Raw genomic sequence first — 12239 nt, forward strand, 5'->3', positions numbered from 1 at the left:
GCCCGTTTCATGTCCACGCCATTTCTGAAAATGTCGGATGTCCGCTTTTCTGCAGGTGAGCGCACCATCCTCTCGGGCATCGATCTGACACTTGAGAGCGGGCGGATCTATGGGCTGGTCGGGCCGAATGGGTCGGGCAAGAGCACGCTAATGAAGATCATCGCCCGGCAGCATCCGGCAACCGGCGGGGCACTGGAACTCGAAGGCAGGAACGCGGCCGCCTGGGGCGCGCGGGAATTTGCCCGCAAGATCGCCTATATGCCGCAGTTCACGCCCGCGACCGATGGAATGACGGTGCGCGAGCTGGTGGCGCTGGGGCGCTTTCCCTGGCACGGCACGCTTGGCCGCTTCGGCAAGGCCGATCACGATCTGGTCGATGACGCCATCGCCCGCACGAGTCTCGAAGAATTCGCCGGGCGCCCGGTTGCCAATATGTCCGGCGGCGAGCGTCAGCGGGCGTGGATCGCCATGATGCTGGCGCAGAATGCCAGCTGCCTGTTGCTGGACGAGCCGACCTCGGCGCTGGATCTGGCGCATCAGGCTTCCATGCTGTCGCTGGTGGAATCGCTCAGCCACGAGCGCGGGCTGACCGTCGTCATCGTTCTCCACGACATCAACCTGGCCGCCCGCCATTGCGACGAAATCATCGCCCTCAATCGCGGCCGGATCACTGCGCAGGGCAAGCCTGAAGAGATCATGCAAGCCGACCGGCTTCAGTCGATCTTCGGCGTCGGCATGGGCGTCTTCACCCACCCGGCACGCGGCGAGCCGGTCAGCTATCTGCTGTGATGCCGATGCAAGCTCTGACACGGCGCAATTTCCTGGCGATGTCGGCGGCTCTGGCCGCTCCTTCGGTGCTTAGGGCTGCCGCGCCGCCGCGTGTGGCCGCGCTCGATTGGGCCCTGCTGGAAACGCTGCTGGCGATCGGCGCCAATGTGGTGGCGGGAAGCGAGCTGCGCGGCTACCGGCAGATCACCGTCGAACCGGCGATGCCCGATGGCGTTGCTGACCTCGGGCTCCGGGGCACCCCGAATTTCGAAGTGCTGCGCTTCGCCAGGCCGGACCTGATCTTCAATTCTAATTTCTACAGCTGGGCCGACGGCCTGATGAGCCGGATCGCGCCGGTGAAGACACATGCGATCTATCGCATGGGCGATAGTCCCTTCCAACGTGCGCAGGATGTGACGCTGGCGATGGCAGGCGAGCTGGAGCTCGATAGCGGCAAGCGCTATGCGGACGATCTGATGGCCAAGCTCGATAGATACCGGACGCTGTTTGCAGCAGGCGACGGCCGCGCGATCCTGCCGATCAATCTCGGCGATGCGCGCCACTACCGCGTCTTCGGCAGCGACAGCATGTTCGGCGAAGTGTTGGCCCGTACCGGGCTGAAAAACGCCTGGCAGGGCAAGACGAGCTATACGGCGATGGCGCCGATCGGCATCGAGACGCTGGCATCGATGCCGGACACCTGGATCGTCTTCATCCCGCCGCATCCGCCGGATGCGATGGTGACGCTGCAGAGCGGTGCCTTCTGGCAGGCGCTTCCCGCCGTCCGGGAAGGCCGGGTGCTGACGCTTGGCTCCATCAATCCTTATGGCGCCTTGCCTGCGGCATCGCGCTTCGCCGATCTGGTTGCGAAGGGGCTTACCGATGCATGGAATGGTTAGCCGCCGTGTGGCCGGTGGCCGCCCGAACCGCACGCTGCTCGGCATAGCCGCCTCCTTCGCCGCCTGCGTCTTGGTCTTTGCCCTGCTCGTCGCCTTCCGGCCGCGTCTGCCGGAAGGGCAGGCGGCGCTCGATGCGGTGCTGCTATGGCAGAGCATGATGCCGCGCGCAGCACTTTCGCTGATCGCGGGCGCGGCCCTCGGCCTTTCCGGCTTCCTGCTGCAGCGGGTGCTGCGCAACCCCATCGCCGATGCCTCGACGCTCGGCATCGCGTCTGGCGCTCAGCTTGCAACGACGATCGGCATCAGCGTTTCGCCGCTGCTGCTCGGGTTTTCGCGCGAGTTGGTGGCGTTTGCGGGCGGGCTTGTGGCGGTGGCGATCGTGCTGGCACTTAGCTGGCGGCGCAGTCTCGATCCGGTAACCGTCGCCCTGTCGGGCATGATCGTGACCTTGATTGCCTCGGCGCTCAGCGTCACCCTCATTCTCGCCCGCGGCGAATATGCCATGTCGATCTTCATCTGGGGCGCGGGTTCGCTCAGCCAGCAGGATTGGCATGCGGTGATCTCTCTGGCGCCGCGGCTGCTCGTGGGCCTTGCTGCCGCCGTTCTTCTGCTGCGTCCGCTGCAGGTGCTGTCGCTCGACGATGCGGGTGCAAAAAGCCTCGGCGTCGCCTTGCACGCGACCCGCCTTGCCGTCTTGCTGCTGGCGGTCTGGCTCTCGGCTTCGGTCACCGCCAATGTCGGCATTATCGGCTTTCTCGGCCTTGCCGCCCCGGCGATCGCCCGTTTTGCCGGTGCCCGCACCACGACGCAGCTCGTCATCGCTGCACCGTTGACGGGAGCCGCGCTGCTGTTCTTCACCGATTGCCTGACGCAGCTGCTCGGTCCGGGCTTCACAGATATCGCTCCGGCAGGCGCGGCAACCGCGCTGCTCGGCGGCCCGCTGTTGCTTTATCTGCTGCCGCGCGTCCACTCCTTCGCATCGGTCACGGCGCAGACGACCGTGGCGATCAGGCGTCTTCAAAGCCCTGGCCGGGTGTTCCTCATGCTACTATTGGCGCTTGCCCTTGTCGTCGCCCTGGTGCTGACCACGGCACCGGCCGACGACGGCTGGCATATCGCCACCGGTACGCTGTTTACCGATCTGCTGCCGCTTCGCCTGCCGCGCACCATCGTTGCCGCCGGTGCGGGCGCGATGCTGGCGGCCGCCGGCTTCATCATGCAGCGGGTGACCGGCAATCCGATCGCCAGCCCGGAAGTGCTGGGCGTCAGCACCGGCGGCGGCGCGGGGCTGACGGTTGCGCTTTTCATCTTCGGCTTCCCGCCGCCCTTCGTCATGCTGGCATCGATGGCAATCGGCGCGCTCGTCGCCTTCCTGATCATGATCGCCATCGCCGCCCGCGCCCAGTTCGCGCCCGAGCGTCTGTTGCTTGCCGGTATCGCCATCGGCGCCTTTTCGATGGCGATCGTCTCGATGGTGCTGGCGCAGGGCGATATGCGTGGCTACGTGCTGCTGACCTGGCTCACCGGCTCGACCAACCGTGCCGGCAGCTTCGAGGCCTGGACGGCGGTGATCTCGCTCGCCGTTCTCGCTGCACCGCTTCCCTTCCTCAGCCGCTGGCTCACCATCCTGCCGCTAGGCGGTTCCTCAGCGCGCAGTCTCGGCCTGCCTGTCGGCGCCAGCCGTCTGCTGCTGGCGATGATCGCGGCGCTGATGACGGCAGTCGCCTCTTTTCTCGTCGGGCCACTCAGCCTGACGGGATTGATCGCCCCGCATCTGGCACGGCTGACGGGTTTCCACCGGCCGGGCCAGCAGCTTGCCGCCGCGATCCTGATTGGCGCAGGCGTTCTTGTCGCGGCCGACTGGCTCTCGCGCGTGGTGATCTATCCCTATCAGGTCCCGGTCGGCCTCTTCGCGGCGCTGATCGGCGGCCCCTATCTCATCTGGCTGCTGACGCGAAAGGAAGCGGCATGACGGCGCAATTCCGGCTTTCGGGCACAGCAATTCCAGCGGATGCCAGACTTATGCTGGAGGAGATCGCCGAGCATTTCGCCGAGCATGCATCGGTGACCCGCAACGGGGAAACGGTGCATCTCAAGCACGAGATCGGCGCAGCCGATATCCGGATCACCGGCGAAACGCTGGCAATCGAACTGGCTTCGAACAGCGAGGACGAGCTGACGATGATCCGCACCGTGCTGGCCGAGCATCTCTTCCATTTTGCCGGTGAGAAGAAATTCGAGCTGACCTGGTCGGAAAAGCCGAAGCCGGCGCTGCCGGGCAACATGCGGCTGGCGACGGTAGCGGGTGCCCGCAATGTCACGCCACATATGCGCCGGGTCACGTTCGCCTGCCCCAATGTTCACGACTTCCAGCAGGGCGGGCTGCACGTGCGCCTGCTGTTGCCGCAGAATGGCGAGGCGCCGGTCTGGCCCACTGTCGGCGACGATGGCCGCATTCAGTGGCCGGACGAGAAGATCACCGCAGTCCGCATCTACACGATCCGCGAGGTCGATCTGGAGCGCGGTGAGGTCGATATCGATTTCGTGCTGCACGATGGCGAAACCATGCCCGGCGCCACCTTCGGCGCGACGGCGGCGGCTGGTGATCTGATCGGCATCATGGGACCGGGCGGTGGCTGGATGCCTGAGGCGGCCGACCTTATCCTTGCCGGAGACGAAACGGCATTGCCTGCCATGCTGCGCATCGCCGAAGCGGCACCGGCCGGAACCAAGGTCCGCTTCTTCGGCGAAGTGGATAGCGCGTCCGAAGAGCAGCCGATTCCATCAGCGGCTGATATCCAGGCTGTCTGGCTGCATCGCAACGGTGCTGCGGCCGGCACGATGGGCGGTATTCAGCAGCTGATCCGCTCACTGGCGCCGCGATGCGCCGCGCCCACCTTCATTTGGGTTGGCTGCGAGAAGGCGGAAGCCGTGGCGATCCGCGAATATCTGAAGGACGAGCTGCAATATGACCGGCAGTGCATGCGCGTCGGCAGCTACTGGGAAAAGTAAAAGGCGGACCGGCTTTCGCCGATCCGCCTGATGTCTCTTTTCAGAAAAGCCTGTCAGCCGGCCAGATAGGGCCAGACCTCAAGTGCGCCGCGATACATCATGTCGAGCGCGACGTAGAGGATGATTGCGAGGCCGACATAGGCGATCCAGCGATGCTTGGTGAGCAGGCGCGCGATGAAGTTTGCGGCAATACCCATCATGGCGATCGACAGGGCGAGACCGGCGACCAGCACGGTCGGGTGTTCGCGGGCGGCACCGGCGACAGCCAGCACGTTGTCGAGCGACATCGAGACGTCAGCAATGACGATCTGGCTGGCGGCCTGCCAGAAGGTCTTCTTCGGCTTGCCTTCGGCGCCTTCGAGCGCGTCTTCGCCTTCCGCACCGTGCTGCGAACGCAGCTCGCGCCACATCTTCCAGCAGACCCAGAGCAGCAGCAGGCCACCGGCGAGCAGCAGGCCAACGATGGCGAGCAGCTGAACGGTGATCGAAGCGAAGATGATACGCAGTACGGTAGCGGCCAGAATACCGACCAGAATGGCCTTCTTGCGCTGATCGGCCGGAAGGCCGGCGGCGGCAAGGCCGATGACGACGGCGTTGTCGCCGGCAAGCACGAGATCGATCGCGATGACCTGCATAAGCGCAGTCAGCCCCGCGGCAGTAAAGATTTCCATGAAAAACGTCCCCCGATGTTCGGAAGCCGAACTAGAGCCCGCAAAACGTTACGTCAACCGGCAATCACCCGGGTCCACGCAAATGTCCCGGATGTGTGTCCTGCCAGTCCCACGCTGGAAACGCGCGGGGAGGCTCTCGCCTAATGTTTGAGCTTGATGATGATCTCGCGATATTCGTCGGCGATCGCAATGGCTGCCTTCGCAACGACCGGACTGATGGATTTATGATCAATTGCGATGCGGCAGGTTTCGAAGACGCCGCGCAGCTCGTGCTCGATATCCGACAGCTGCGGATATTTCTGCACGAGGAGGTGCGGCAGCAGGCGCGCCTTGTCCCTCATCGGTTTGGAATTGCTGGAGAAATTCAGGTTTTCAGCGATCACGTCCCGGATCGCATCCTCGAGACGCCACGTTGCACCGATCATATCCGTGACTGACACCATGCTACCCCTCTTCTTCAGGCGGGCATATTCCGCCCGAATAATATGAAGCAAGGCTTGTGCCAGGTTTGCGGGATGCCGGGCGCAATCATCGCGCCCGGCATCGTCTCAATTCGTGAAGCTCAGGATTTCTTCTTCTTGGCTTCATCGTCCATCAGCTCGTACCACATGGCGTTGAGGACGGCGAAGGCGGCTGCGAGCGGCAAGCCGAGGATCCATGCGAAATACCACATCGTCTTTCTCCTTTAATAGGCGTGGCCGCTTTTGTCGGTGATGGCTTTCTCGTCCACCTTGCCCCACAGCACCTTGTAGACCCAGGCGGTGTAGAGAAAGATGATCGGCAGAAAGATTGCCGTGACGACGAGCATGATGAACAGCGTCAGATGGCTCGACGACGCATCCCAAACCGTCAGGCTCGACCGCGGGTCGAGAGAGGACGGCAGAATGAACGGGAACATCGAAACGCCGACCGTCGAGATGATGCCGAAGATCGACAGCTTGCTGAAGAGCAGCGTGGTGACCTCCAGCCGAACCCGCATGCTGAGCAGCGCAAGGGCCGCTCCGGCAAAGCCGCAGGCCGGTGCAATCAGCAGCCACGGGTAGGCGCCGTAATTGGCAAACCAGGTGCCGGCATGCTCCGCCGTCTTGAAGAGCGGATTGGAGGGGCCGACCGGGCTGATGTCGCTGGTAATGCGGTAGCCATCGACGCCGGCTGCGAGGAAGATGCCGCCGAGCGCAAAGAGCAGGATGGCGGCGAAGGCGGCAAGGCTGCCATAGGTCCGGGCGCGTTCGGCGACCGGTCCGCTGGTCTTCAGAATCAGCCAGGCTGCGCCATGCATGACGAGCATGGCGACAGACAGCAATCCGCAGAGCAGCGCGTAGGGGTTCAGCAGCCCAAAGAACGAACCTTCGTAGAAGATCCGCATGTCGTCGGCGAAGCGGAACGGCACGCCCTGCAGCACGTTGCCGACGGCGACGCCGAAGATCAGCGCCGGAACGAAGCCGCCGATGAACAGCGCCCAGTCCCAGTTGCTGCGCCAACGCGCACTGTCGCGCTTCGAGCGGTACTTGAATCCGACCGGACGCAGGATGAGCGCGAAGAGGATCGCGAACATCGCCAGGTAGAAGCCCGAGAAGGAGACCGCGTAAAGCGGCGGCCAGGCGGCGAAGATGGCGCCGCCGCCGAGGATCAGCCAGACCTGGTTGCCTTCCCAGGTGGCGCCGATGCTGTTGATGGCGACCCGCCGTTCGGTATCGGTCTTCGCCACGAAGGGCAGCAGCGTTCCGACACCGAGGTCGAAGCCGCCCGTTGTGGCAAAGGCGATCAGGAGGATGCCGAGCAGCAGCCACCAGATGACGCGCAGGGTGTCGTAGTCGATGAGTTCGTGAAGGATCATGACAATCACTCCGCAGCAGGAACGAGGGTTTCGGAGATCAGCTCGGCTTCCGGCTCGTCATCGGGCTCGGGGCCTTTCTTGATCGCCTTGAGCATCAGGCCCATCTCGATGATGATCAGCGTCGTGTAGAGCGCTGCAAAGCCGATGATCGTCAGAAGCACGGTGCTGGCGCCCAGGCTGGAGACGGCAGCCGCTGTCGGCAGCACGCCTTCGATCACCCAGGGCTGGCGGCCGAATTCGGCAACGATCCAGCCGACTTCGATCGCCACCCACGGCAGCGGGATCGCGAAGACCGCGACCTTGAGCAGCAGCGGATACTTGTCGAGGTGACGCCGGGCCGAAAGCCAGAAGAAGGTTGCCGTCAGCACGATGAAGAACATCCCGAGACCGACCATGATGCGGAACGACCAGAAGAGCGTCGGCACATGCGGGATCGTATCGCGGGCGGCCTGGGCGATCTGCGCATCTGTCGCCTGACGCGGATCGTCGACATAGCGCTTCAGAAGCAATGCGTAGCCAAGGTCGTGGCCGAGATCTTCGAAGGAGTTGCGAACCTCCTGCGTCGGCTGGTCCGGCGCGCGCACGGCACGGATCTGCATCAGGGCGTCATAGGCCTTGATGCCGTAGCGGATGCGGGTTTCGGCTTCTTTCTCGAGCTTGTCGATACCGGGGATTTCGGTGGTCAGCGAGCGGGTGCCGATCAGGCCCATCGCCCAAGGAATATGAACGGCGAAATGCGTCTCGCGGGCTTCCTGATCCGGAAAGCCGAAGGCGGTGAAGGGGGCCGGAGCAGGCTCCGTCTTCCACATCGCCTCGATGGCGGCGAGCTTCATCTTCTGGTTTTCCGTAGCCAGATAGCCGCTTTCGTCACCGAGCACGACGACCGACAGTGATGAGGCGAGGCCGAACGAGGCGGCGACGGTCATCGACCGCTTGGCGATTTCGACATGGCGTCCCTTCAGCAGGTACCAGGCCGAGACGCCGAGCACGAAGATCGACGCACAGACGTAACCGGCCGAGACCGTGTGCACGAACTTTGCCTGGGCGACCGGATTGAACACTACGTCGAAGAAGCTGGTGACTTCCATGCGCATCGTCTGCGGATTGAGTGCCGAGCCGACCGGGTTCTGCATCCAGCCATTGGCGATCAGGATCCAGAGTGCCGAGAAGTTCGAGCCGAGCGCCACGGCCCAGGTGGCGACGAGATGCCCGACCTTGGAAAGCTTGTCCCAGCCGAAGAAGAACAGCCCGACGAAAGTCGCTTCCAGGAAGAAGGCCATCAGGCCTTCGATGGCGAGCGGCGCGCCGAAGATGTCGCCGACATAATAGCTGTAATAGCTCCAGTTCATGCCGAACTGGAATTCCATGACGATGCCGGTTGCGACACCGATGGCAAAATTGATGCCGAAAAGCGTGCCCCAGAATTTCGTCATCTGCCGCCAGATCTGGCGGCCGGTCATGACATAGGTGGTTTCCATGATGGCGAGCAGCACGGAAAGCCCAAGCGTCAGGGGTACGAATAGAAAATGATAGAGCGCGGTCAGCGCAAATTGAAAGCGCGATAGCGCGACTATGTCGAGTTCCATTATCTTTCTCCCACGGTCCCACGCGGTATCAAGAGTTCCACGGGCGCCGGCCGGCGTCCGCGGTCATGCCGCTCAGTCCGGCCGCAGCCGGTTCAGAGCCTTTTCGAACGCCGCCTCTCCACGGCGCGAAATTTCGACGATGCACCCATCCGCAATCACCGCGATGACATCGGCAATTGCCGCCTCCCGGCGGATATGGCTGGCGATGACCACGGCGTGGCCGGATGCCCTTTCGGCAAGGCGGCTCATCACGTCGCGGGCGGTTTCGCCATCCAGGCCCTCTGTCGGCTCGTCGAGCAGCCAGAGGGATGCGTTGCGGAGAAACAGCCGGGCCAGCGCCAGGCGGCGCGATTGCCCGCCGGACAGGCCGAGCCCGCCTTCTCCGAGTTTCGCGTCGAGCCCTTGCGGCAGGGCATCGATGGTGGTGAGCAATCCGGCAGCCTCGAGAGCATCGCGAAGCTGTGCCTCGCTGGCCGACGGATCGGCGATCAGGAGATTGCCGCGGATGCTGTCGGCGAAGAGTTCGGTGTGCTGTGTCAGCAGCGTCGAATCCGTGATGACCGCACTTCCACCTCGCGGCTGCAACTCGCCTGCGAGAAGAGCCAGAAACGACGACTTTCCGGCGCCGCTGGATCCGATAAGCGCCAGCGTCTCGCCGGTTTTCAACGTAATCGTTAGCTTACGAACGGCGAGCTTTTCCGCCCCATCGTGAGCGGTTGCAACATCTGTCAAGGCAAAGGCAATGCCCGTTTCCGGTGCGCCATGTCCGGTCGTCCGATCCGCTGCGGTCAGACCGGCGCCGACGCGGCGTGCAGCAATGAGGGTGCGCCCAAGCTCGATGGCGCCGCGGCGCAGGGCGGCAAAGGGCTCGATGGCGGCGAAGGCAACCAGCAGCCCGAGCGCGGCAACAGGTGCGCCGATGCTGCCTGTCCCCGCAAGGCCAGCGACCGCCAGCAGCGATCCGGCGAGCAGCAGCGAGGAGGTCAGGCCGAAGCCGAAGGTGACGGCGGTTTCGATCCGGTTCAGACGGTCGTCCGCCGCCGAGATATAGGCATCGGCCGTGACAACGGCCGCAGATTGAGCGTCCAGACGCCCGGCCATCAGCAGATCCGTCTGGCCCGCGACGAGATCGATGACGCCGCCGCGGACCGCTTCGACGCCATGCATGCGGCGGCGTGCGGATTTTGCGGCGGCACGGCCGGCGAGGTAGGGAATGCCGAGCCCGGCAAGCAGGAGGATCAGCCCGGTCGCGGCGCCAAACAGCGGATGGATTATGCCGAGCGCCACGCTAGCCGCGATCGCGGTGCAGATCGCAACGGCAGCGGGTACGAGGACGCGCAGATAGAGGCCGTCGAGTGCGTCGATATCGGCCGTCAGGCGGAACAGAAGCTTTGACGGTCGGGCTGCGAGATTGCGCGCCGCACCGTCCTTCGCCCAGCCGCGAAACAGGCGCTCCCGGAGGGCCGCCAGTACCGATAGCGTCGCATCATGGGTCGTCATCCGCTCGCCATAGCGCGAGAAGGTACGCCCGATCGCCAGCAGGCGGATACCAGCCGATGGCGCGAAAACGTCGAAGGTGACGGCCGTGGCAACGGATAGCCCGGCAATCGAGGCGGCGGTGATAAACCAGCCGGAAAGGCCGAGAAGAGCGATACCGGCCAGCACCGTCAGCGCGGACATCAGCGCGCCGATAAGCAGGCCGCGGCGCCGTTCGGCAATAAAAAGGTAGACGACGCGTTTGAGATCACCGAGGCGCGCGTTCATTCCGCTGCCTCCCGAAGCGTTTCCGCGCCGATCGCGATCACCCGCTGCATGCGGGCGGCAAGCCGCGGATCGTGGGTGGCGACGACAAGCGTCTTGCCCTTGGCGAGGTTGATGAGGCTTTCGGTGATATCCGCCGCTGTCGCAGCATCGAGATGTGCGGTCGGTTCGTCGGCAAGAATGATCCGGATGTCGGGATTGCAGGCGGCGCGGGCGATGGCAAGCCGCAGCGCCTCGCCGCCGGAAAGCCCGAGCCCGCCTTCGCCGAGCGGGCGCTTGCCGTAAGCCGCCGCGACTTGGTCGAGCTTGGCGGCACGGAGTGCCTCATCAGCCTTGGTGCCGGCGCGGCCGAGCGTGATGTTGCCCGCGAGCGAACCAGCAAAGATATGCGGCTTCTGGCCGATCCAGGCGATATGGCGGCGCCAGTCGCCCGCTTCGCCGAGCGGCAGGCCGCCGATGCGGATCGCACCATCCGAGACCGGAGCAAGGCCGGCAATCATCGCCAGCAAAGTCGATTTCCCGCTGCCGCTGGCGCCGAGCAGGGCGACATGCTCGCCCTGCATGATGCCACAGCTGAACGCTTCGATGGCCGGTGGCTTTTCGGCAGCATAGCGGAAGCCGGTATCGGCAAGTTCGATATCGAAACGCGTGGTTTGTTTGCCGGCGGCTTCCGGAACGATATCAAGGCCGCCGGTTGCAATTGCCTCCAGTGCCGATAGCGCGGCTTCGCCGCTCGCGCGGTCGTGCCACACCGACGAGAGATCGCGCAGGGGCTCGAAAAAAGCCGGAGCAAGCAGCAGCAGGAACAGGCCGGTGGTCAGGTCAAGCCCGCTGTTCCAGGCGCCGAAGGTGATTTCCCCGAGCAGGCTGAAGCCGACATAGACGGCGAGCAGCGCAACACCGAGCGCGGCAAAGAGTTCGAGCACCGCCGAGGAGAGAAAGGCGATCCGCAATACCGCCATCGTCCGGGTCTTCAGATCATCGGCATCGGCGCGCAGGCGGCTCGCCGTCTGATCGACGGCGCCGAGCGCGCGGATCGTCGTCAGGCCGCGCAGCCGGTCGAGAAGGAAGCCGTTCAGCCCGCCGGTGGCGGAAAGCTGCTTTTCGCTGGCAGCCTGGGCGCGCCAGCCGATCAGGGCCATGAAGAGCGGGATCAGCGGCATGGCGATCAGCAGGATGAGTGCTGCAATCCATGAAATCGGGAATATGCAGGCGAGTATCGCCAACGGCATAGCCGTCGCCTTGAAGCGCGCCGGTTGGAACCGGGCAATATAGGGCACGATCAGTTCGGCCTGTTCGCCGATGACGCTGGCCGCTTCGCCGGATGCTGGCCGCGCGGGATCGACAGGCGAGCGGCGCGCAAGCGCTGCCACGGCGGCGGCGCGGCGCTTGCTGAGCTCAGCGCGGGCGGCCTTGAATGCCAGGCGGCCACCAGCCGCTTCAAGACAGCTCTTGGCGATGCCGAGAATGACGATGAAGAGTGCCGGCCACAGCACGGCGGCGAGCCCGCCGCCACTGGCGATCCGGCCGACGGAAAGAGCGATGAGAGCGGCCTGGGGAATGAAGACGAGGGCGCCTGCTGTCTGCAACAGTGCGGCGGCCCTGGAACCGGGTCTGTTTTTGCCGACACGCTGTCTGCGACGGCCGCGCTTTTGCGCGCCCGGTTCTGGCTCGTCATTCGCGTCTAAGAAAGCACTCCCCATGG

General features: G+C 64.4%; 11 protein-coding genes. 4 read left to right on the forward strand and 7 right to left on the reverse strand.

Annotation, left to right across the window (positions count from 1 at the left end; all coding sequences use genetic code 11):
- Positions 1 to 9: 9 nt before the first annotated feature.
- The 4 genes from AC1DV9_RS03440 to AC1DV9_RS03455 are packed head-to-tail and all read left to right on the forward strand — an operon-like array spanning position 10 to position 4679.
- A complete protein-coding gene (locus tag AC1DV9_RS03440; protein ID WP_477946205.1) occupies positions 10 to 789 on the forward strand; it encodes an ABC transporter ATP-binding protein in 780 nt (259 codons plus the stop codon).
- Positions 790 to 794: 5 nt separating this feature from the next.
- Positions 795 to 1667: an ABC transporter substrate-binding protein gene (locus tag AC1DV9_RS03445; protein WP_477946207.1), complete on the forward strand. Its 873-nt coding sequence runs from the start codon at positions 795 to 797 to the stop codon at positions 1665 to 1667.
- Positions 1660 to 3639 (forward strand): Fe(3+)-hydroxamate ABC transporter permease FhuB, encoded by a 1980-nt coding sequence (gene fhuB, locus AC1DV9_RS03450; RefSeq protein WP_477946378.1) that lies wholly within the window; start codon positions 1660 to 1662, stop codon positions 3637 to 3639. The genes AC1DV9_RS03445 and fhuB overlap by 8 nt, the downstream gene beginning before the upstream one ends.
- The gene (locus AC1DV9_RS03455) at positions 3636 to 4679 is read left to right on the forward strand and encodes a DUF2218 domain-containing protein (protein ID WP_477946209.1); all 1044 of its coding nucleotides are present in this window, start codon (positions 3636 to 3638) and stop codon (positions 4677 to 4679) included. Before fhuB ends, AC1DV9_RS03455 begins: the two co-directional genes overlap by 4 nt.
- A gap of 53 nt (positions 4680 to 4732) precedes the next feature.
- On the opposite strand, the gene AC1DV9_RS03460 is transcribed toward AC1DV9_RS03455, so the two are convergent.
- The 7 genes from AC1DV9_RS03460 to cydD form a co-directional block, all read right to left on the reverse strand.
- Positions 4733 to 5350 carry a TerC family protein gene (locus tag AC1DV9_RS03460; RefSeq protein WP_112597985.1) on the reverse strand — a complete coding sequence of 206 codons (618 nt, stop codon included), beginning with the start codon at positions 5348 to 5350 and terminating at the stop codon, positions 4733 to 4735.
- 140 nt (positions 5351 to 5490) lie between these two features.
- The gene (locus AC1DV9_RS03465; protein WP_112389057.1) at positions 5491 to 5793 is read right to left on the reverse strand and encodes a hypothetical protein; all 303 of its coding nucleotides are present in this window, start codon (positions 5791 to 5793) and stop codon (positions 5491 to 5493) included.
- 119 nt (positions 5794 to 5912) lie between these two features.
- Positions 5913 to 6023 carry a cytochrome bd-I oxidase subunit CydX gene (gene cydX, locus AC1DV9_RS03470; protein WP_112388881.1) on the reverse strand — a complete coding sequence of 37 codons (111 nt, stop codon included), beginning with the start codon at positions 6021 to 6023 and terminating at the stop codon, positions 5913 to 5915.
- A 12-nt stretch (positions 6024 to 6035) separates the two neighbouring features.
- Complete coding sequence (gene cydB, locus AC1DV9_RS03475) at positions 6036 to 7187, reverse strand: cytochrome d ubiquinol oxidase subunit II (RefSeq protein ID WP_477946211.1); 1152 nt, start codon at positions 7185 to 7187, stop codon at positions 6036 to 6038.
- Between the two features lie 5 nt (positions 7188 to 7192).
- Entirely contained in the window at positions 7193 to 8773 is a 1581-nt protein-coding gene (locus AC1DV9_RS03480) for a cytochrome ubiquinol oxidase subunit I (RefSeq protein ID WP_477946213.1), read from the reverse strand.
- 72 nt (positions 8774 to 8845) lie between these two features.
- Positions 8846 to 10537, reverse strand: a complete 1692-nt coding sequence (locus AC1DV9_RS03485) for an amino acid ABC transporter ATP-binding/permease protein (protein WP_477946215.1) — start codon at positions 10535 to 10537, stop codon at positions 8846 to 8848.
- The gene (gene cydD, locus AC1DV9_RS03490; RefSeq protein ID WP_477946217.1) at positions 10534 to 12237 is read right to left on the reverse strand and encodes a thiol reductant ABC exporter subunit CydD; all 1704 of its coding nucleotides are present in this window, start codon (positions 12235 to 12237) and stop codon (positions 10534 to 10536) included. Before cydD ends, AC1DV9_RS03485 begins: the two co-directional genes overlap by 4 nt.
- Positions 12238 to 12239: the final 2 nt, after the last annotated feature.

This window comes from Rhizobium sp. 01L410, assembly GCF_056400165.1.

Bases quoted from the DNA above. Each gene is read 5' to 3' on its own strand.
- AC1DV9_RS03480 (WP_477946213.1), bottom strand. From the start codon at position 8,773: ATGGAACTCGACATAGTCGCGCTATCGCGCTTTCAATTTGCGCTGACC.
- AC1DV9_RS03465 (WP_112389057.1), bottom strand. From the start codon at position 5,793: ATGGTGTCAGTCACGGATATGATCGGTGCAACGTGGCGTCTCGAGGAT.
- AC1DV9_RS03445 (WP_477946207.1), top strand. From the start codon at position 795: ATGCAAGCTCTGACACGGCGCAATTTCCTGGCGATGTCGGCGGCTCTG.
- fhuB (WP_477946378.1), top strand. From the start codon at position 1,660: ATGGTTAGCCGCCGTGTGGCCGGTGGCCGCCCGAACCGCACGCTGCTC.
- cydB (WP_477946211.1), bottom strand. From the start codon at position 7,187: ATGATCCTTCACGAACTCATCGACTACGACACCCTGCGCGTCATCTGG.
- cydD (WP_477946217.1), bottom strand. From the start codon at position 12,237: ATGGGGAGTGCTTTCTTAGACGCGAATGACGAGCCAGAACCGGGCGCG.
- AC1DV9_RS03455 (WP_477946209.1), top strand. From the start codon at position 3,636: ATGACGGCGCAATTCCGGCTTTCGGGCACAGCAATTCCAGCGGATGCC.
- AC1DV9_RS03485 (WP_477946215.1), bottom strand. From the start codon at position 10,537: ATGAACGCGCGCCTCGGTGATCTCAAACGCGTCGTCTACCTTTTTATT.
- AC1DV9_RS03460 (WP_112597985.1), bottom strand. From the start codon at position 5,350: ATGGAAATCTTTACTGCCGCGGGGCTGACTGCGCTTATGCAGGTCATC.
- cydX (WP_112388881.1), bottom strand. From the start codon at position 6,023: ATGTGGTATTTCGCATGGATCCTCGGCTTGCCGCTCGCAGCCGCCTTC.
- AC1DV9_RS03440 (WP_477946205.1), top strand. From the start codon at position 10: ATGTCCACGCCATTTCTGAAAATGTCGGATGTCCGCTTTTCTGCAGGT.